Genomic DNA, 20,733 nt, shown 5'->3' on the forward strand with positions numbered 1-20,733 from the left:
CTCCTTACTTTATAAAGCCAACATTAGAAACAAAAGCATCTATATCTTTTCTAGCTAAGCTTCCTTCGTTGTAATCAGGTATATTTAAAAACGAACTTCCAAGCCCCCTAACCGCAGCTTGAGGTATGTAGATATAATCATCAGTTATAGGATTTACAAGACTTACTGTGACTATTATTATTAGTTCATTCTTAGTTCTTTGAAGGTTAGGCTTTCTAAAGATAGACCCTAAAACTGGTATGTCACCTAAAAAAGGGACAGACTTTACATTTTCTACATCCCTCTCATCTAAAAGCCCACCTAATATAAAACTAGCTCCATCATGAAGCTCTATAACACTTTGGGCCTTTCTCTTTTTAATGTTTGCAGCACTTGCACCATTTTTTTCAACCAAACTTTGGATGTTACTAACTTCTTGAGCTATAGAAACTACTATCCTATCTTTACTATAAACCTTAGGCTGTATAGTTAAAGAAACACCATAATCTACTGGAGTGCCCGGGCTTGCTACTGGCTGACCTGTAACCGTAACTGTGTTAGTAATAGGAGTAAACTGAGAAGTTACTTGAAAGTTAGCACTTTCTCCACTTATAACTGAAAGATTAGGACGAGCTAGGATTCTAGCTATTTGCTCATCTTTTAGCATATCTACTACTGCTTGGATATTTATCTGCCCTTGTTGCTGCCCTAGTATAGGTATAGTAAGCTGACCACCGTTAATATCAACACCTAGTCTATCTGCAATTATCTTTTCTACATCTGCGACTATGACTTTTATATTAACCTGTCTTGAAGGGGGGATTATTAGCCTATCTACTAAGTCATCAACTTTAAGGCGTGCTAAAAAGTCTAGGTTTATAACCCCGCCAGCTCCTGCAGCAGCCCCACCTCCACCTGCTCCTTGAGTAGAAGTTGCATCTCCAGTTTGACGTCTTACTGGCTCTATCCTTTTAGTAAGTCCAAGACCAACTGCTGCCATATTAAAAGCTAGATCCCTACTTCCTTCATCAGGTACACTACCACTTATGATATAGCCTTCTTTTCCAGGGATGGCCATCTTTTCTAGCTTAATATTGCTTCCTTCAATCTTAGACTGTATAAGAGCTTCAAGTTCTTTAGTCTGTGCTTTTTGACTATCTACTGTTACGCTATAAGTTTGAAGCATCCTCCCGCCATTACCAAAGATCTCAACATCACCAAAACCAGGTTCTTTGGCATAGATCATTACTTTATTATTAGAGATGATGGCGTAGTTTAAAACCTTGCTATTTGAAGCAGAGACTGAAGTGACATTACCTGAAGCTTCATAGATTCTAGACTCTCCACTTTTCATCACTATGCTTTCTGCAAATAAAACTGCTGTTAGTAATGCTAATATACTAAGTATCCTCATCATTCGCCCCTAATTTCTTTTATAAAGTCTTTTGAGAGTACTTGCTGTGTTGAGTAGTACTTCTCACTTGCACTTATAGTCTTACCTGGATTACTACTTGAAGCAGGGAAGAAGTAAAAGTTGCCTAAAGATTCCACAGCATAAACTTTTTGTATCTCTTTTGGATCTAAGGCTATAGAGATATAACCTTTTGGTAAAACTATATGTTGGCCACTAACTGCTAGTTGTTCAGTAGTAGCACTATGTTTTATATACTGCACACTTTTGTTAGCAAACATTAAGGCAAGATTAGTGTTATTAGCCTCTTCTTTACTTTGAAAGTTAACACCCTCTTCTTTTTTAGACACTATGCCAGTTTCTTTTCTTGGTGCCTTAGTCTCATACCTAAAGTACACATCTACTTTATCGCCACTATCTATATTCCCTAACATCCTATACTCCCTCTCATACAAAGGGAACAAAAAAGCAAGCTTTCCACTTGGCAAGTTAGTACTAGCAACTTTAGGCTTGTAGATATCATCGTAGTGCAAGATATAGTCTTTTGCAAAGTTGCCTTTAAGGATGGAGTTTGCAGCATAGCTTGCTGGTCTATCTAAGATCGCATCCTTTAAAGTAGAAAAGTCATACTCTATACTTTTAGTTTGCAAATCAGAACTTTCTATAAGCTCACCTTCTTTCATATCTCTAGTGAGAGCTAAAACACTTACCATGCGTACTTTATCTTTTGCCAAAGCTTCACTTTCTGACCTAGCTTGAGTGTTGGTGCTTACTAGCAATCCAGACAAGGAAACTAAAAGTATTATGAAAGATAGCCCTATTAATACCCTATTACCCACTTAAAACCTTTCTATCTTTTATGTATATATCAAAACTGTAAAAAAACTAATCGCTATGGCAACACCATAAGGTACTCCATCTTTTTTACGATTAAAAATAATAATTATTATTGCTAATAGAGCGCCAATTAGCGACATGATTAGCAAAAATCCACCTATAAACTCACTCTTAACTAAAAGAACTAACACGCTAAAAAGCTTTACATCACCTGCTGCCATAAAGCCTAACTTATAGACTACTAAGCCTATAGCAAAACTAATAGCAAGGGCTATAAAGTTTAGCTTTAACCCAAAGATAAGATGCCCTAATAGCACCATAACTAAACATAAAACTACTTCTATGTTGCCTATGGTTCTAAATCTTATATCTGTGTAAGAGATATAAGCTAGGATGCAAGCAAAAATGCTTATATAGATTATCAAAGAGAATTATTTAGTACCGGCTTGTTGCTGTGTGGCACCTAGACCATCAGTAATAGCTTTGAAAGAGGCTTTTATCTTATTTATGATTCCATCTTCTCCACCGCTTCCTAGTACTACAAAAAGCATGGCTGATATAGCAACGGCAATTAGTGCGTACTCTATGGCAGTTACTCCTTTTTTCTCGCTTATAAAGCCTTGAAAGAATATATAAGCCTTGATGAACATCATGTTAGAAAATTTAAACATATAAAACTCCATTTAGTGAATTAAACTTAACATTTTGTATTATACATAAAATAATCATAAATATAAAAATTATTATTATTTTAGTGGAATCTCCATAAGCTCATAGAATCTAAAAGTAGACTAAAAGTAAGTGTTTTATTTTGCAGCTAGCTTTTATCAAAGCAAGCAAGATAGGCTAAAATATCACATCTAACTAGAAGCATAAAAGGGCTTATATGAGACACTTAATACAGACTACAGATTTAAGCAACGATGAAGTACTTCACATCCTAGACCTAGCCAAAAGCTTTAAAACTTCTCACCCTGAGACACTTAAAAACAAGCGTTTTATAACCATCTTTTTTGAAAACTCAACTAGAACTTTAAGTAGCTTTGAGATAGCTATCAAAAACCTAAAAGGCGATGTTATAAGACTAGATATAGCATCAAGTTCTACTTCAAAGGGTGAAAGTATAGCTGATACTGCTGCAAACCTTGATGCTATGAATCCTCACGCCATCATAGTTAGACATAAAAGTGCTGGTGCTACTAACTTTTTAAAAGACTATGTTAAATGCCCTATAGTTAATGGAGGAGATGGCGCCCACGCCCATCCAACCCAAGCCCTCTTAGATCTTTTTACCTTGCAAAACCACTTTGGCGGCATAAACAAGCTAAAAGGCAAAAAGATAGCCATAGTAGGAGATATAAAAAACTCAAGGGTTGCAAACAGCGATATGGAGCTTTTATCTCGCTTTGGTATGGATATAACATTAGTCGCCCCACCTCATTTTTTAACTAATACTAACTTTAAATTTAGCTATAACTTAGAAGACGTTATAGATGAAGTGGATGTTTTAATGAGCCTTAGAACACAAACTGAAAGGCATAATCTTCAAACCTATGGAAGCTTAAAAGACTATGCGCATAGATTTTGCATAACTAAAGATTTAGTTGGAAGTAGAGATATCATCTTGCTTCATCCAGGCCCAGTTCATAGAAATATAGATATAGATGATGAGATGTTAGAAGATAAAAGATGTAAGGTTCTAGAGCAAGTTGAAAATGGCGTTTTGGTAAGAATGGCAGTTATGCAGTTTTTATGTGCATAAAAGGCTTTATGATACTAACGCTACTAGATATTCTACTCTAAAAATGTACTAGCTTTTAAAACTATCCTATATCATAGGAAGTTTTACTCTTTCTTATAATCTTTGCAAGCTGTCATTGTAAGTGGTGTGTAAAACGCTCTGTGGCAAGTCTAGTATGTGACAAGCCACTTAAGTTTTTTTATTAATAGAATCTGCTTTTATAAAACTCACATCCTTTGGCAAAAAGGGAGAGGGAACCCCTATCTTGAACTAGGCACTTCCCTTATCCCCCTAGTTTTATTTTATAAAATATTGCCCTCTAGTCCTTGCTGTATGCTTGTTGTTACTAAAGCAAAAATGAAAAGCGAGGCACTTACTTAAGCCCAATCTCGTGCTGACAAAAATGGCATTAAAAGGATGTTAAACAGTGCAGACTTAGACATTTTTGCTAGAAAGGGAAATGTGCCAAGGCCCTCTCATTGGCACACGACGAAAAAAAGACTCTTTTACAAAGAAAGCACTAGTTGCTGCAAGCAACCAAACATGCTTCAAGGAAACTTGCGTTTTGGTTAAAAAAATATATAAGTAAGGAAAATATAGAAAAAGAAAGTATTGGAATAAAGATTTAGTTAATAGTGTAAAGAGAGTGGAATTGCCTATATAAAATGATGATTTTTAATCCAAGCTATAAAAGCTTATAGCGCTAGTTAAAACATTACTTTTTAAAATGTAAGATTGGAGTTTTTGTAAAAAGAGACTTAAAATCTTAAAGATTCTAAGTCCTTGTAAAAAGTAGGTTAGTAAGCCTTATAGTCTTGACTCATAACGTCTTAACATATAAAGTCTTTTAAGCATTTTCTTCTTAGCGTTGATTTTTTGTTTCTTACGCTTTTCAGTTTTAGATTCGAAAAATCTTCTTGCTCTACACTCAGTTACAACTAGATTTCTATCTACTTGCTTTTTGAACTTCCTGTAAACATCATCAAAACTTTCGGTTTCTTTTACCTTAATACCTGGCATCTAACATCACCCACTTTCTTTTTTAGATAAGTTTTTATTCTAGCATATTATGCTTGAATATTGTAGTTAGTATGATCTTTGTCAAAGTGAGACATAGTTGCACCATCTACAACACCATAGGCAACTTGTAATGTGCTAAGCAGCTTAGTCTCATAACTATTATGTATCTCATAGTCTCTTGAGAAGTTTAAAAGTGCCCAGTTATTATCCCAAGTGTTAAATGCAAAGTTCGCAACTTTATGCTGTTCTAAAGTCTTAGAGCCATTGATTGCTAACTGGATGTCATTTGGCACCCATTTGTTATTTAGCTTAATAGCAGATCTTGTATAAACCCTTCTACTAGCATCAGCAAGGTTAAATCTACCAGAATCTAAAGTTAAACCAAAGGCTTCACTTGCTTCTATGCCACAAGCCCTGCAGAGTGCTACAAAAACTGAGCTAGCTGATATATTATTGCCCTTTAAAAGCTCACTTCCATCTTTTGCATAGATAGTTCTTATACCACGTTTATCTTTTGCATTCTTAGAATCCACATTAGCTATCACCCAGCCGAAAAGGTTTCTAGCTTTTTGCTCATCAGTTAATGCAAGTTTAGTAACTGCATCTGCTATCAGTTTTACATTTCTATCAACTCTAACATCCCTACTGCAATGTAGGTAGTCACCTTCTGGTAGATTAAGATTTTTTGCTAAGTCTATATCTAAGTTAAGACCAACTTTAACTAGATGTAAACTATCTTCTTTTTTGCCAGTCCATGAAGCTTCAAGCAAAGGAACAAGGTGATTATTACTTAGAGTATAGCCATCATAGTTTCCTTCGACTTTCAGGTTTCTTGGTCTTTGGGTGGCGTTAGTATAAGCTAGTGGTATCCACACTTTAGCATTTTCTGTATAACCAAATTTCATATTGTTTTGTAAGTTAAGGGAAAAAGTTCTAGTGCCAGCTTCTTTGGTAGCTTCGTTTGCATTGACTATATAGCTGCTGCCTAATACTAGACTACCAGCACCTAGAGCAGTACCTTTTAGAAAACTTCTCCTGTTAATTCCTTTCATTTGATTCCTTTGGCATTGATATGTAAAAGGCCCATCACCTTTAAAAAGGTGCTGGGCTTTACTTTTAAAGAGGGGGATAAGATTTTGATAAATCTAGATTAGGCTTTTTTCTTCATAGCTTCCATTGCTTTTTTAACACCTTCAGCATAAGCTTTATCTGCTTTTTCAAAGTGTGGCATTTGTGCTTTTACTACTGATTCTGGTACATGGATTAACATGCCAGCTATAGTGTTGCATAGTCTTTCTTTTTGCTCTTTGCTAAATAGTCTAAATAGATTACCTGGTTGAGTATAGTAGTCGCTATCGTACTCTCTGTAATCCCAGTGGTTTATAGCAGTTTCTTTTTCAAATTTGCTCATATCTAAGTTAGGCTCTATAAGTTTTCTGTTGTCTTTATAGCCTGGTAAACCACTTGGGCTATAGTTCATTTTACTTCCATAGAATCCATTAGTCATGAAACCATCTCTATTAACATTGTGTATTGCAACGCCATTTCTTGCTCTGTTTATAGGAAGTTGAGAGTGGTTAACACCTAGTCTATATCTTTGAGTATCACCATAAGAATATAGTCTTCCTTGAAGCAATCTATCTGGGCTAAATCCTATACCTTCAACTATATGTCCTGGGTTGAATGCAGCTTGTTCAACTTCAGCGAAGTAGTTTTCTGGGTTTCTGTTTAACTCAACCATACCAACTTCCATTAGTGGGTAGTCTTTGTGAGGCCAAACTTTAGTTACGTCAAATGCGTAGTTTTTATCTTTAGCTTCATCTTCTGGCATGATTTGGATAGAAACTTTCCATTTTGGATAGTCTTTTTTCTCGATATGCTCATACAAGTCTCTTTGGTGAGAGTTAAGGTCTTTACCTAGTAAAGCAGATGCTTCTTCATTAGTTAGGTTATGCACACCTTGCATGCTGTGTAGGTGGAACTTAACCCAGAATCTTTGGTTTTTATCATTGATAAAACTAAAGCTGTGGCTGCCATAACCATTCATCTTTCTAAAACTTGAAGGTATACCTCTATCACCCATAACATAAGTTACTTGGTGTAAAGATTCTGGATTTTGACTCCAGAAGTCCCAAACTGCTGTTGGATCAGGAAGATCTGTTCTTGGGTTTCTTTTTTGAGTATGTATAAAATCAGGGAATTTATAAGGGTCTCTAATAAAGAATATTGGAGTGTTGTTTCCTACTAAGTCCCAGTTACCATCTTCTGTATAAAACTTCATAGCAAACCCTCTTGGATCTCTTACTGCATCAGCGCCGCCTTTTTCAGGAGCAACAGTTGAGAATCTAAAGAAGATTGGAGTTTTTGAACCTTTTTTAAATACTTTAGCTTTAGTATATTTGCTTATATCTGCAGTTGCAGTAAATGTTCCGTGTGCTCCACTACCTCTAGCGTGAACTACTCTTTCTGGAATTCTTTCTCTATCAAATGCGCCTAGTTTTTCTAAAAACCAAACATCTTGTAATAGTAATGGTCCTCTAGGTCCTACACTAGTTACGTTGTTGTCATCATCGATAGCTCTACCTACGTTGTTAGTCATCTGAACAAAACCTTTTTCCATGTGGTCATCCTTTATAAATGAAATACGAGATTAGTATAACACAAAATGGAAACAAAAAAATATCAATTGATATTTTTTATCATTTAGTTTTTCTTTATTTGTGCCTAGCCCAGCTTAAATGTTACTTTCTAGCAAAGTAGACACCACTAAGTATTACTAATATGCCTATAAACTCTACCCAACCTATCTTTTCACCAAGGATTAAATAGCCAAGCACAACACTTATAACAGGAGATGCTAAGATCAAAAGACTAATTGCAAGTTGACTAAGTCTTCCAAGTAAAAAGCTAAAAAAGCCCTGCCCAAATACCTGTCCAAAAAGAGCTATAAGGCCAACTATCATCCAGTCATATGGGGATTTAGGTAAGGCTAAACCTTCAGATAAATAAGATACAGGCAGTAAAAATAAACAAGCCCCACAACACGTATAAAACATTATCTCCAAAGTGTCATACTTCTTACGCAATGAATGTATCATCATTAAAAATATAGAGTAAAAAACTAAGCTTCCAAAGGCAAATAAATCCCCATGCAAGGTAGCCACTCCTCCATGATCCCCACCTTCTAAAAGCAGTACTATCCCAACTGTTGCTACAAAAGTACCCACAAAAAACATCTTTGAGACCTTAGTCTTATACAAAAAGTAACCAAGTGGAATCATAATAAAACAAACAAGAGAGGTTATAAGATGAAAATGAGCTATTGAAGTATGCTTTAAAGATGTATTCATCATAAATACATCTAGGGCAAAAAAGATTCCAGCAAGCATTATTAAGACTATATGTTTTAGTGGAATCTTTCTAAAACTAGGTTTAGGCAAGCAAAGGATTAAAAAAACAGGTATAGCTAAAGCCATACGCCAAAAAGCTATAGATATAGGAGGTGTATCAGTAAGTTTTACTAAAATGGTCGCATAGCCTATTATCCCCTCGGCAATCACCGCAGAGGCTAAGTAGCCATATGAGCGTTTCATCTTAGTGTTTAGATTCTATAAAGGCATATTATAAAAGTCATTAGTAGCTTTTACAAAACCATCCATGCTTCCACAGTCATACCTTTTACCACTAAACTTATAAGCGAGCACTTTTCCATTCTCAGCTTGCTTCATTAAAGCATCAGTTATTTGTATCTCGTTATTAATGCCAGGCTTTGTAGTTCTTAAGATATCAAAGATATCTGGAGTCAGAATGTAGCGACCTATTATAGCAAGGTTACTTGGAGCCTTATTAGGACTAGGTTTTTCAACTAGGCTTTTAACTTTATAAATATTAGGCTCTATCTCACTACCATCTATAACGCCATACTTGTTAACCTCTGCTAGGTCAACTTCTTCTATAGCTACAACTGAGCACTTATACTTTTCATAAACTTCTACCATCTGAGTTAACACGCTTTTATCTTTGCTGTAGCATAAGTCATCAGCAAGGATGACAGCAAAAGCCTCTTTGCCAACAAGGCTTTCTCCAGTAAGTATGGCATGTCCTAAGCCCTTCATCTCTTTTTGTCTTGTGTAGCTAAAAGTAGCTACATTCATGACATCTCTTAGTCCATCTAAAAGCGCGTCTTTTGAGCTACCTTTTATCTGACTTTCTAGCTCATAACTTATATCAAAGTGATCTTCTATAGCCCTCTTCCCTCTTCCTGTAACTATGGCCATAGTATGACAGCCTGCACTTATAGCCTCTTCTACGCCGTACTGGATAAGAGGTTTTGTTAGGATAGGAAGCATCTCTTTAGGCATAGCCTTAGTTGCTGGCAAAAATCTAGTTCCATAACCTGCTGCTGGGAAAAGGCAGACTTCTATCACGCTTTTTTCAGTGCGTTTCATTTAGAATCCTTATGTAAATGTTTTAGTAAATTAGAGCTTTGTTTAAGAGATCTTGTACGTTTATCTCTCTGCCAAATAATCTTTCATATATTACATAATTTGCAAGCACTCTCATCCCATAAAATCTAGATTCTTCATAAGGAACTAATTCTAAACTTAACCAAGGCTCATAAGGACGTCCCTTTATAAAAAGTCTTTTTTGTGCTAAAAGGCGCCTTAAAAAGCCCGGCCCACCGTTATAGGCATAGGCTACAAAAAGAGGGTGTTTAAACTCCTTTCTTAAAACTTCTATATAGTAACGCCCCATGCTAAGTCCAACTTCTGGCTTAAATAAATCATCATAGCTTAGATTATCTATACCCATATCTTTAGCAAAAGGCATGACATTAGCTGGCATTATCTGCATGATACCTAGCGCAAAAGAGCGAGAGATGATAGAAGGTAAGAAGTGGCTTTCTTGTTTGGCTATAGCGTAAACAAAGCTTTTTTGATCTATAGAATCCCACTTTAATAAATGCTCATAAGGATGTATGTAGTAGTTTTTAGAGTACTTGTGAAGACGCTGCATGACGTAAGAAAACTGCGCTATAGAATCTTTATACTCAAAACTTTGTATGATATTTTTAAGCTCTATAGGATTATTTTCATTAACTATTTTAGAGTTGAGTTTTTGCCAAGTGTAAGGATCGCTTATATCAAAAGGCGCTTTATCTCCTTTTATATCTGGCAGGGTTGTAACTATATCAAACTTAGGTTTAGTTTTTAGAATCTGATTAGCAGCTATAGAAAAAAGATCTACAAAAGTGCTTTGTGAGGCTTCTTTTAAGGCATTTTTATCGTCACCAACAAGATACTGCCAAAATAAAGCTCTATCTTTAAATAGCGGATCACTAGCCTTAGAGTAGGCAAGCTTAAAGTACTTTATAGCCTTTTGCTTATCGCCAATTTGAACTTCATTAATGCCTAATAAAAAGGCTGCATTATGAGTAACATTAGTTAAAAAGACTTTAGTTAGAGCTTTTTTAAAGGCTTGAAACTTAGGGTCTAGCACAACAACTGTAAGCAAAGTGCTAAATGAAGTTAAGTTAGCCCCAGTTAGTCTAACTATAGAATCTTGAAGATATTTTTGTGGCACATCTTCAAAAAGGTTTTGTTTGATGGTGTATGGGAGGGCATTAAAAACATTAACAAAAACATCAGTTTGGCTATCTAGTAAAGCCATAGCTAAGTCACTAGAACTTAGCACAGCTACACTCTTACTAAGCAAAGGATACTTATCTCCAAGCTTAGATTCTATAGTTGCTATTGTAGGTTTATCAAGCTTTAAGATATCAGGTAGCTTTAAGGCTTTACTTAAACAATCTGCATCTTGATTGATAGCTTCACTTAGTGGCATACGAGAACAGATTAAGTCTCTTGGAAGCTGTTCTTGTATGTTAAGGTTTGCAAGTGTTTTTTTAAGATAAGGATTCTTATTAGAGATAAGATTATAAGCTTGTGTGATCTCTGCTGAAGTAAGATTGGGCGTTTGTAGATACTGCCAGATATAAAAGTCTCTTACAACACCTTTTGGTTTATCTTTGATGTAAGTATCAAAGAAACTATTAGCATGAAGCACACTTAAAATAAGCGCTAAAAATATAAGTTTTCTCACAAAGTTACCAATACCCTGACTAAAGTTAAATCAATAAACTGCAAAATTATAATTGCAATTAGTGGAGCAAAGTCCATATTCTTATAAACAGTTGGAACCACTCTCTTTATAAGTCTATAGGCTGGCTCGGTGATATTGCGCAAAAACTGAACTATAGGATTATAAGGATCAGGCTGAACTAGTGAGATGATAGCAGCTACAAAGATAACCCAACTATAAATAGTGACCAAATAATGCAAAATGATGCCTATAGCGTGAACTACGATCATTTTTCTCCTTTTAAAAAATCTTTTATGACTGGATAAATCTTATCTAACTCTATACCGTGTTCTTTTCCACTAAGTATGATTCTTAAAGGCTTAAAAAATGCCTTTCCTTTAAGACCACTTTTTTCCATTAAAGCTTTTTTGAAGTCTTCATAATCTAGCTCAAAAAGGCTTTTATCTTTTAGACAATCTTTTAGGATATTTATCTCAGTTTCATACTCTTTACTAAGTTTAGATTCTATAGGCACTAAGGCGTAATCTAAAAGCTCTTTAAGCTCTAAAATCGTGCTTACTTCAAGCTTGAAGACATCTATTAAGGCTTCATTTTTAGGCAGTCCATAGTGAAAAAGCTTCTCATCTAGACTTAAGATTTCGCCTGCAGACATACTACGCAAAATCTCTCTATTCAAAAAAAGCAAGTACTTATAATCAAAGTGCACACTATTATTACTAAACTGACTTATATCCACCTCAGCTACTAAGTCTTTATAGTTAAAAGCCTTATTATCTAAAATGCACTTTTCAAGCTTTGAGTTTCCTAACATCAAAAGATATAAAGCTATAGATTTTGCAAAAAGTCCTTGTTCTAAAAGCCACTTTACACTAGAGCTTTTATCCCTCTTACTCATCTTCTTACCATCTTCTCCTAGCAAGATAGGAAGGTGGGCGTACTTTGCTTCTTTGTAGCCAAGGGCGTTTTTAATGGCTATTTGCTTAGGGGTGTTGCTTACATGGTCTTCACCTCTAATGATTAAAGTCATATCTTTATCATCTATGGCACAAGCAAAGTTATAAGTTGGAAGATTGTTTCTCATAATGACAAAACTTTCAAGCTCTTTTTTATCGAAAAAAAGTTTGCCTTTTATCTCATCTACAAAGCTCATAGAATCTGTCATCTTAAAACGTATAACTGGATTAGGATTAGTGTCTTTTTCTATCTCTGCCCAGGAGTCTTGATATCTAAAAGGGCGTTTTTCTTTGGCAGCTTCTTCTCTTTTAGATTCTAAAAACTCCTTAGTGCAGTAGCAATAAAAGGCCTTTCCTTCATCAAGCAGTTTTTGTGAGAGGGCTCTATGAAGATCAAAGTTAGAGCTTTGAAGTACGTAATGATTAGTTGGAATCTCAAATCTTTCTAAAAGATCTAAGATGTCTTTTTCTTTATCTTTTATATTTCTTTCTACATCTGTATCTTCTATGCGAACTATAAATTTTTCATCCATCTTGCAAGATAAGATATAGCTTATGATAGCTGCCCTCATATTACCTATATGTAAGTCGCCTGTGGGGCTTGGTGCGAAACGAAGCATATGCTTTCCTTCTTTTTTATGGTTTTATAAAGTAGCTTTTAGCTACTTTTTTAGATTTAGATTCTTTGGGTTGCTTAAGATTGCATTTTTTGAACGCTCAAGTAAGTCCTCTTCTGTGCTTTTAGGTTCACTGACTTCTTCTTCATCTAGTGAGAAAGGATTGATAAATAAAACTAGCTCTCCTCTGTTTTCATCACTAGGAAGCAAGATTTGATGCACTGAGTGATAGGGCAAGCTTACTACAGATCCTATATTTTTAGGTCCAAAGCCTGCTTCAAAGCTCATATATTCACTCCCTAACTCTATGCTTTCAAAAGTAAAGCCAGCAAGGATAAACATAGTCAAAGGACCAAAGTTCTCACTTATATCAGTTGGTAGTTCTGGATCAAAGCTAGTTTTGTCTATAGAACAAACTAAGGCAAAGTTAGACTTAGATTCTATAAGTGAGACAAAGATCTCTTTTGCATGCCTTGCGAGGATATTTTTTAACATTGTTTTAATAGTTCCTTAAACTCATTTAAAAGCTTTCTAACTTCTTCCATGCCTATTTCCCAAAACTCTTTAGTGTTTACATCAAAGCCAAAAGCTAAGACTAAATCACGTGGTGACTTACTTCCACCCATACTTAAAAAGTGAGTATAAGTTTTTATAAACTCTTCTTTATCGCTAGCTTTCTTGTATAGTCCAAAGAGGGCTAAAACTAAAAGTTGTCCATAAGAGTAGGCGTAGCAGTAAAATGGCGAGTGTATAAAGTGAGGTATGTAAGACCACCAAGAAGAGTAGTTTTTGGTTAGCTCAACACTTCCTAAAAACATCCCCTCATTACACTTAGTCCATATGGAATCTAGCTCTTCACTAGTTAGCTCGTCATCTTTTGCGTGTATCTCTCTTTCAAAGTTAGTCATAACGATTTGGCGAAATAAAGTAGAGTAGATATCTTCTATCTTTCCAGCATAGATTTCAAGTAGCTCTTTTCTTTTTAGCTTCTTTTTAACTTTATCAAACAAAAGCATCTCTGAAAAAACTGAGGCTGTTTCAGCTGTAGTTAAAGGTGTGTCCATATTAAGCACGCCTTGAGTCTTACTTAACTCTTGATGTATCATGTGGCCAAACTCATGGGCTATAGTAAAGGCATCACGTCTATTACCAGTGTGATTTAAAAGCACGTAAGGATGAGAGCTAGGCACACTTCCATGACTAAAAGCCCCACCTCTTTTTCCTTCTTTTGGATGGGAATCTACCCAGCCTTCACTCACTGCTTTTTTAGCTATGTTATAAAAGAGCGGACTAAAGGCTTTTAAGGATTCTAAAGTTTCATTCAAAGCTTCTTTGAAATCCATATGCATGCCTTTAGAATCTTTATTTAACTGCAAAGGTGCATATCTATCATAGTCTTTTAACTCTATGCCTAAAAGCTTAGCCTTTATATCATAGTACTCTTTTACTAAACTCATATTTGCATTAACACAGTCTACTAAGGCATCTACACTTTCTTCAGTTGCTTGATTAGCCACGTGTCTAAAGCTTTCAGGGCGTGCGTAACCTCTTAGCTCTTGGAAGATCTTCACATCTTTTCTAATCATATTAATTATATAAGTTAGCTGGTGGGCGTAGGTAGAAAGTGTTTTAGTGAAATTTTCTTGGGCTTTTTTTCTAGTCTCTCTTTCACTGCTATGAAGCAAGGCTAAAATCTCTTCTTCATTTAACTCTTTAGAATCTAGCACGCCTTCAAACTTCATCCTAGCAAAAAGCTCATCAAAAAGCCTAGAAAAAGCACTAGCTCCAAGGCTAGAAGTTTTTATCAAAACTTTTTCTTCAGGTAAGCTTAATTGATACTTTTTAGCATCTCTTAAGTTACTAAGATAAAAAGAGTGATTTTTGCTTCCATCTATAAAGCTTTGCAAAATCGCATCAGGCAAAGAGGCGATTTCTAGTTCAAAAAAGATTAAGTGAGACTGTAGGTCATTACACTTAAGCTCATATTTTGCATAAATGCTGCCTTTTTTTGTATCAGTTGAGTACTGCAAAAATGCAAAAGTCATAACCTTAGATAGACCTTCTAAAAGCCCTTCATACTCATTTAAGGCCTTTTCAAACTGAGCGTTATCAAGTGTTTCTAGTTGTTTTTGATATCTATCTTCAAAACCTTTGATATTAACTTCTAGCACTTCAAGACTATGGCTTGCTGCATCATTATTTGGGAACAAAGAGTCTAAATTAAACTCTAATCGTAAGTCCATACTACTCATCATAAGCTCCTGTCATTTTTTATTTAAGTCTTAAATTTAGGTTAAGTCTATTATAATCTCTATTTATTGTAAATAATTAGGATTTGTAAAGGACTAAGTACGGGTATGAATAAAGCTAATAGTGGTGCGCATTTAAACTTCCAAGCAAAGTTTTTAATGATAGCTTTTTTAATAGGCCTCTTTGTAGTTTTGTTAATATCTGTAGTCTCATTAAATGGACTAAAACAAGACTATGATAACAGCTTCCCAAAACCAGCTGATGAAACCTATGTGCTAACCCAACTAAGAGCTATATTTTTTAGATATGCCGCTAATACTGACCCTAACAAAGCACTTGATATAAACGCTATTAACCACGTATGGAGCCAGTATAAAAGCAACATATCAAATGAGTATAGCTTTTATGCGTTTAATAAAAGCCTATATCAACGTATATTTTTAAACAAGCACTATACAAGGCTTATAGAGCTAGAGACTGAAAAAAAGGCTGCTACTGATAAGATAGACTATCTAATACAAGACTTAGCAGATAGGCAAAGTGGAGATTCTAGTGATAGCTTAGGAGTTTATGCCCTAGGTGATATTTTGCAAATTAAAGGTGCACAAATAATCACTCTAGCACTAAAAACTGCAGAGATAGCACAAAAAATCTCAAGCATAGAGTATGCAACTACTAATGAGTTTTATAAAAGCGTGCTTCACGCCCTCTTAGCCTTTGCGCTAAGTGTTTTTATAATGGTATTTATGTCAACACGCCTAACTTTAGAATCTATAAAAAATCTAAATAAGATCTTAAATCTAGATCTAAATGAGGCTAATGAGCAGCTAAAAGAGCTAAACACTCATCTTGAACAAAAGGCCATGGCATTAGCTACTGACTTAAGAGTAAAAGATGCCATACTTTATCAGCAATCCCGCCTTGCAAGTATGGGCGAAGCCATACAAAACATAGCCCATCAGTGGCGCCAACCTCTTGGCGCTCTAGTACTTTTGCTGCAGACTCTAGAGCTAAAAAGCAAAAAAGGCACACTAACGCCAGAACTTTTAACTGAAAAAGTACAGTACGGGAAAGATATAGCAAAAAGCATGAGTGAGACTATAGATACCTTTAGAGGCTTTTTAAGGCCAGATTCTACAGTGACTAGTTTTGCACTAGATGAAGCACTTAAAGATTCCATCATACTAATGAAGCCAACTTTTGAAGACTTAAACATAGCAGTAGAGTGTGACTTAGAAGAAAGACTTTTGTTTGTCGGACAAAAAAGCGCACTAGCCCAGATCATAATGGTCTTTTTGCAAAATGCAAAAGATGCTTTGATATCAAATGAGATAGTTAATAAAATCTGCTATATAAAATTAAAACAAGTTGGAGAATACGCCATCATCACTTGTGAAGATAACGCTGGTGGTATGAAAGAAGATGTGATAGATAGGGTATTTGAACCCTACTTTACAACTAAGCATAAAAGTAGTGGGACAGGAGTGGGTCTTTATATAGTCCAGCAACTTACAAAAGAAGTACTAAGAGGTGAAGTAAGTGCTAGAAATGGAGAAAAAGGTGCTATCTTTGAGCTTAAACTTTCACTTCAAGACACACAGATAATCAAAGTAGATAGTCAAGATAAGTAGCTAAACTAAAATTTCTAGTTTATAAGCCTTTAAACCCAAAAAGTCTTATATATAACAGTAAAAATCCTCACCCTCTTGGGCTATCTTAACTCGCGTACCTATTTTTAGATTCTCTCCTCTAAGATAGGCTTTAAGAGTTATAGACTTACATAAAACTAAGGCCTTATCATCCTCATAACCTATGATATTCCCATAGAGTATAAAAGTGTTAAACTCACCCTTATTAAGCTTTAAAAGGCTATCACTCCTTACTATCTTGCCTTTTTGAAGCTCTACTAAATAATCAGACATAGTATTTATCTCATCTATATCATGGCTTACTAAAAAGGCTGTGATGTTAAGCTTTTCTAAGATAGTTTTAAACTCATTTTGCAAGGTTATACGCAAGTTAGTATCAAGAGCTGAAAAAGGCTCATCTAAAAGCAAGATTCTTGGCTTACTTATAAGAGCCCTTGCAAGACTTACCCTTTGAGCTTCACCACCACTTAACTTATCTATACTTTTATCTAAAAGATGATTTATCTTTAAAAGGCTAATTATAGAATCTAAGTCTTTTAAATCTTCTTTAAGTCTAACACCAAAGAGGATATTTTTTTTTACATTTAAGTTTGGCAAGAGGGCATAGTGCTGAAAAACAAAGCCACACTTTCTAACTTGTGCCTTAAGCTTAATCTTAGAGTTAGTATCTTCAAAAATACTATCTCCTATTTGTATAACTCCACTATCTATGCTATCAAGTCCAGCTATAAGCCTTAAGATACTACTTTTACCAGCACCAGATTCTCCAAATATAGATATACACTTATAATCTTTAAGCTTAACTTTTATATCTAGTGTTAGATTTGCATTTATCTTTTTTTTAAAATCTAGATTGATAAGCATGGCTTAAAGCCTACCTTTCTTACTAGACTTTTTGGTGAAATAAATAACTATCAGTAAAAGTAAAAAACTTATGATTAAAAGCACTAAGGCATAAGAATTAGCAGTAGCAAAGTTGCCAGCATCAGTTTCTGTAAAGATGGCTATACTTGCTACTCTTGTGCTTCCAGGCCTATCACCACTTATCATAGATACCACACCAAACTCTCCTAAGGTATGGGCAAAACTAGTTGTTATACCAAGGATTAAATTAGGTTTTATATTTGGCAAAAGTACTTTAAAAAACGTATAAAACCTACCCTTGCCTAAGGTATAGCTTACTTCTTTGTAGTAGGTTGGAATCTCTTTTAAGCCTGCCTTTATTGGATTAACCATGAAAGGTAAAGAGTAAACAACGCTTGCTACTACAAGACCACTAAAACTAAAAGCTAGATCTATATTAAGATGATTTAAGAACTTACCAAAGTAAGACTGGGGAGAAAAAGCTACAAGAAAGTAAAAGCCAAGTACAGTTGGAGGAAGTGCTAAAGGCATCCACGTTAGCGTTTCTACAACTAGTCTAAGTTTAGTATCTTTTTGTGCTATGTAAGCACCTAAAAGGATGCCTATAGGTATTAATATAATAGTAGCGATGAAAGAAAGTTTTACTGTAAGCCATATAGTTTCAAAAAATGCGGAATCAAGAGTAGATAGATTAAACTCAAGCATGCAAGTGCTTAAGCGTTATCGTTATCTATATATGAGCCATAACTCATGATCTTGTCATATCTATGGGATACGAAGTCACTATCTTCTCTTATCTGCCTTAGAGATTCTAAAAAATAGTGTTTTATAGCATCTGCTGCTTCTTTTTTGTTTCTATGCGCAGCATCTAGTGGCTCTTTTATGATGTCATCTATTAGATGGGCATTTTTTAGTTCAGTTGGAGTTATCTTCATAGCCTTAGTTGCAGCCTCCATTTTTGAAGGGTCATTCCAAAGTATGGCAGCACATCCTTCAGGAGATATAACGCTAAATATAGAGTACTCCATCATAGCCAGCCTATCTGCTACTGCTATAGCAAGCGCTCCACCACTTCCACCTTCACCTATAACTACAGAGATAGTAGGAACTTTTAGCACTGAAAACTCTTGTAAGTTTTTAGCTATTGCCTCACTTTGACCCCTCTCCTCAGCACCAAGGCCAGGATAAGCCCCAGGAGTATCTACTAGCATAAGTATAGGTATATTAAACTTTTCAGCCATCTTAGCTAGCCTTAAAGCCTTTCTATAACCTTCAGGATGAGGCATACCAAAGTTACGTGCTAGCTTATTTTTAGTACCCCTACCCTTCTCTTCACCTATGACTAGTACACGCTCATCATCTATATATCCAAGATGACAGATTATAGATTTGTCATCTTTAAAATGCCTATCTCCACTTATCTCCTGGGAGTTAGTCATCATAAGCTCCATATAATCCAGTGCATAAGGCCTATCAGGATGACGTGCAAGCTGCAACCTTTGATAATCACTAAGGTTAGAGTAAACTTTCTTAAGCTCTTTTTCTAGATCTTTGATAAGTATAGATTTAGCTGCCTCATCATTTTTCACAGAGGCCTCATCTATATCATCTTGCAAACTCTTTAATCTTTGCTCAAAGTCTAAATAAACTGCCATATATCTTTACGCTTCACATCTTTTGAAGATTACAACGCCATTAGTACCACCAAATCCAAATGAGTTACTCATAACAAAGTTTAAGTCTTTCTTCCTAGCAACATTTGGTATATAGTCTAGGTCGCACTCTGGGTCTGTTGTGAACTGATTGATAGTTGGCGGCATGATATTAGCCTCTAAGGCTAGTAGCGATATAACAGCTTCTATAGCACCAGCAGCACCTAGGCAGTGGCCTATTTGACCCTTAGTTGAACTAACTGGCGGGACACCTTCAGGGAAGGCTTGTCTCATAGCTTGCGTTTCAAACAAATCGTTATAGCCTGTGCTTGTACCATGCGCGTTAATATAATCTATCTTTATATCAGGATACTCTTTTTTGGCCATATCAAGGGCCGCCTTCATAGCTCTATAAGCCCCTTCACCACCAGGTGCTGGAGTAGTTATATGATTAGCATCACTGCTTTCTCCAAAACCTACTATCTCGCCATAGATCTTAGCTCCCCTTGCTTTGGCTAACTCATAGTCTTCAAGCACTAAAGCTCCCGCACCTTCACCCATAACAAAGCCATCTCTATCTTTATCAAAAGGTCTGCTTGCAGTTTGTGGGTCATCATTTCTTGTGCTAAGTGCTCTCATAGCTGCAAAGCCTCCTATACCAACTGGACATATAGCAGATTCTGCTCCAACTACTAGCACTCTATCAGCACCATCTAGAGCTATAGTTTTTACAGCATCGATAATTGCGTGAGTTCCAGCAGCACAAGCAGTAACACAAGATAGGTTAGGTCCTTTGATATCAAACTCAATGGAAGCAAAACCGCCTAGCATATTAACTAAGGCTGAAGGTATGAAAAAAGGAGTTACCCTCTTAGGCCCTTTGTCATGGCAGGCTATAGAATTAGCTTCTATATTTCCTAAACCACCAATGCCAGATGCACTACAAACACCAAATCTATCTCTAAACTCTTCTTTTACCTTGCCCTCAGAGTTTAGTAAACCACTTTCTACTAAAGCTTCTTTAGCGGCCAAAAGACCAAGCTGAATGAAACGATGTGCTTTTTTAAAATCTTTAGGATTTAAAACACTTTCTGGATTAAAGTTAGTAATCTCAGCTGCGATCTGTACGGGAAACCCCTCCACATCAAAACTCTCAATACGTTTAACTCCACTTTCGCCAGCTACTATTCTTTGAAAGGACGTCTCCTTTTCAAGTCCTAGAGCATTCACCATGCCAAGGCCAACAACTGCTATTCTTCGCACATATTCTCCTTAACTATCTTAAAGATCCTACTTTACATTTTTAGCAATGTAATCTACAACGTCGCTAACCTTCTTTATCTTTTCAGCTTCTTCGTCTGGAATCTCGATGTTAAACTTTTCTTCTAAGGCCATGATAAGCTCTACTACGTCTAAAGAATCTGCATTTAGGTCTTTTACAAACTCAGACTCTGGTTTAACTGCTTCTAGATCTACGCTTAGGTTTTGTGATACTAACTCAGCTACTTGTTTAAAAATCTCCGTACTCATATTGAAAACTCCTCTTTATATTATTAATTTTGCAAAATTGTATCTAAAATAAAAAAATAAGGGCATATACACGCTTGCGCAAGCAAGACATAGTGTATGCGTTAATCTTTCTATGCAAGATAGAATCT

21 protein-coding genes are annotated in these 20,733 nt (G+C 35.6%); 2 read left to right on the forward strand and 19 right to left on the reverse strand.

The annotated features are described in order from the left end of the window. Positions 1 to 4 precede the first annotated feature (4 nt). From BKH43_RS00260 to BKH43_RS00275, 4 genes are read right to left on the reverse strand one after another with little or no spacing between them, the layout of a single operon-like run. Positions 5 to 1,393, reverse strand: coding sequence for a pilus assembly protein N-terminal domain-containing protein (locus tag BKH43_RS00260; RefSeq protein ID WP_172402272.1), 1,389 nt, complete (start codon positions 1,391 to 1,393; stop codon positions 5 to 7). Beyond that, entirely contained in the window at positions 1,393 to 2,229 is an 837-nt protein-coding gene (locus BKH43_RS00265) for a hypothetical protein (protein ID WP_095227313.1), read from the reverse strand. Before BKH43_RS00265 ends, BKH43_RS00260 begins: the two co-directional genes overlap by 1 nt. Positions 2,230 to 2,247: 18 nt before the next feature. Further along, positions 2,248 to 2,652 carry a prepilin peptidase gene (locus BKH43_RS00270; protein ID WP_095227315.1) on the reverse strand — a complete coding sequence of 135 codons (405 nt, stop codon included), beginning with the start codon at positions 2,650 to 2,652 and terminating at the stop codon, positions 2,248 to 2,250. A gap of 6 nt (positions 2,653 to 2,658) precedes the next feature. Then, on the reverse strand, positions 2,659 to 2,898 hold the full coding sequence (locus BKH43_RS00275) for a Flp family type IVb pilin (RefSeq protein WP_172402273.1): 240 nt from the start codon (positions 2,896 to 2,898) through the stop codon (positions 2,659 to 2,661). Between the two features lie 215 nt (positions 2,899 to 3,113). Here BKH43_RS00275 and BKH43_RS00280 point away from each other — a divergent pair, with 215 nt between their 5' ends. Then, a complete protein-coding gene (locus BKH43_RS00280; protein ID WP_095227319.1) occupies positions 3,114 to 3,989 on the forward strand; it encodes an aspartate carbamoyltransferase catalytic subunit in 876 nt (291 codons plus the stop codon). Between the two features lie 786 nt (positions 3,990 to 4,775). On the opposite strand, the gene rpsU is transcribed toward BKH43_RS00280, so the two are convergent. The 10 genes from rpsU to BKH43_RS00335 form a co-directional block, all read right to left on the reverse strand. Continuing rightward, positions 4,776 to 4,988, reverse strand: a complete 213-nt coding sequence (gene rpsU / locus BKH43_RS00290; protein ID WP_095227323.1) for a 30S ribosomal protein S21 — start codon at positions 4,986 to 4,988, stop codon at positions 4,776 to 4,778. A 47-nt stretch (positions 4,989 to 5,035) separates the two neighbouring features. Then, on the reverse strand, positions 5,036 to 6,040 hold the full coding sequence (locus BKH43_RS00295; RefSeq protein WP_095227325.1) for a transglutaminase domain-containing protein: 1,005 nt from the start codon (positions 6,038 to 6,040) through the stop codon (positions 5,036 to 5,038). Between the two features lie 98 nt (positions 6,041 to 6,138). Continuing rightward, entirely contained in the window at positions 6,139 to 7,608 is a 1,470-nt protein-coding gene (locus tag BKH43_RS00300) for a catalase (protein WP_095227327.1), read from the reverse strand. A gap of 121 nt (positions 7,609 to 7,729) precedes the next feature. Then, positions 7,730 to 8,581, reverse strand: a complete 852-nt coding sequence (locus BKH43_RS00305; RefSeq protein ID WP_095227329.1) for a DMT family transporter — start codon at positions 8,579 to 8,581, stop codon at positions 7,730 to 7,732. Positions 8,582 to 8,596: 15 nt separating this feature from the next. Next, the gene (gene galU / locus BKH43_RS00310; protein WP_095227729.1) at positions 8,597 to 9,415 is read right to left on the reverse strand and encodes a UTP--glucose-1-phosphate uridylyltransferase GalU; all 819 of its coding nucleotides are present in this window, start codon (positions 9,413 to 9,415) and stop codon (positions 8,597 to 8,599) included. A 43-nt stretch (positions 9,416 to 9,458) separates the two neighbouring features. Then, positions 9,459 to 11,090, reverse strand: coding sequence for a lytic transglycosylase domain-containing protein (locus BKH43_RS00315; RefSeq protein WP_095227331.1), 1,632 nt, complete (start codon positions 11,088 to 11,090; stop codon positions 9,459 to 9,461). Continuing rightward, positions 11,087 to 11,359: a YggT family protein gene (locus BKH43_RS00320; RefSeq protein ID WP_095227333.1), complete on the reverse strand. Its 273-nt coding sequence runs from the start codon at positions 11,357 to 11,359 to the stop codon at positions 11,087 to 11,089. The genes BKH43_RS00315 and BKH43_RS00320 overlap by 4 nt, the downstream gene beginning before the upstream one ends. Continuing rightward, the gene (gene gltX / locus BKH43_RS00325; RefSeq protein WP_095227335.1) at positions 11,356 to 12,663 is read right to left on the reverse strand and encodes a glutamate--tRNA ligase; all 1,308 of its coding nucleotides are present in this window, start codon (positions 12,661 to 12,663) and stop codon (positions 11,356 to 11,358) included. Before gltX ends, BKH43_RS00320 begins: the two co-directional genes overlap by 4 nt. A 42-nt stretch (positions 12,664 to 12,705) precedes the next feature. Continuing rightward, complete coding sequence (locus BKH43_RS00330) at positions 12,706 to 13,155, reverse strand: hypothetical protein (RefSeq protein ID WP_095227337.1); 450 nt, start codon at positions 13,153 to 13,155, stop codon at positions 12,706 to 12,708. After that, positions 13,149 to 14,903: a M3 family oligoendopeptidase gene (locus tag BKH43_RS00335; protein WP_095227731.1), complete on the reverse strand. Its 1,755-nt coding sequence runs from the start codon at positions 14,901 to 14,903 to the stop codon at positions 13,149 to 13,151. The genes BKH43_RS00330 and BKH43_RS00335 overlap by 7 nt, the downstream gene beginning before the upstream one ends. A 114-nt stretch (positions 14,904 to 15,017) precedes the next feature. Here BKH43_RS00335 and BKH43_RS00340 point away from each other — a divergent pair, with 114 nt between their 5' ends. Further along, positions 15,018 to 16,541 carry a HAMP domain-containing sensor histidine kinase gene (locus BKH43_RS00340; protein WP_095227339.1) on the forward strand — a complete coding sequence of 508 codons (1,524 nt, stop codon included), beginning with the start codon at positions 15,018 to 15,020 and terminating at the stop codon, positions 16,539 to 16,541. Positions 16,542 to 16,586: 45 nt separating this feature from the next. Here the strand turns inward: BKH43_RS00340 and BKH43_RS00345 are convergent, their stop codons facing one another. Genes BKH43_RS00345 through acpP form a run of 5 tightly spaced genes read right to left on the reverse strand, consistent with a single transcriptional unit; the run spans position 16,587 to position 20,605 of the window. Beyond that, positions 16,587 to 17,423 carry an ATP-binding cassette domain-containing protein gene (locus BKH43_RS00345; protein WP_095227341.1) on the reverse strand — a complete coding sequence of 279 codons (837 nt, stop codon included), beginning with the start codon at positions 17,421 to 17,423 and terminating at the stop codon, positions 16,587 to 16,589. A gap of 3 nt (positions 17,424 to 17,426) precedes the next feature. Then, positions 17,427 to 18,128 (reverse strand): molybdate ABC transporter permease subunit, encoded by a 702-nt coding sequence (gene modB, locus BKH43_RS00350; protein ID WP_095227343.1) that lies wholly within the window; start codon positions 18,126 to 18,128, stop codon positions 17,427 to 17,429. 8 nt (positions 18,129 to 18,136) lie between these two features. Beyond that, positions 18,137 to 19,078, reverse strand: coding sequence for an acetyl-CoA carboxylase carboxyl transferase subunit alpha (accA, locus tag BKH43_RS00355; protein WP_095227345.1), 942 nt, complete (start codon positions 19,076 to 19,078; stop codon positions 18,137 to 18,139). 6 nt (positions 19,079 to 19,084) lie between these two features. After that, on the reverse strand, positions 19,085 to 20,338 hold the full coding sequence (locus BKH43_RS00360) for a beta-ketoacyl-ACP synthase II (RefSeq protein WP_095227347.1): 1,254 nt from the start codon (positions 20,336 to 20,338) through the stop codon (positions 19,085 to 19,087). Between the two features lie 27 nt (positions 20,339 to 20,365). Next, a complete protein-coding gene (gene acpP, locus BKH43_RS00365; protein ID WP_095227349.1) occupies positions 20,366 to 20,605 on the reverse strand; it encodes an acyl carrier protein in 240 nt (79 codons plus the stop codon). Positions 20,606 to 20,733 lie beyond the last annotated feature (128 nt).

This window comes from Helicobacter sp. 13S00401-1 (assembly GCF_002272925.1).
Taxonomy (GTDB): Bacteria; Campylobacterota; Campylobacteria; order Campylobacterales; family Helicobacteraceae; genus Helicobacter_I.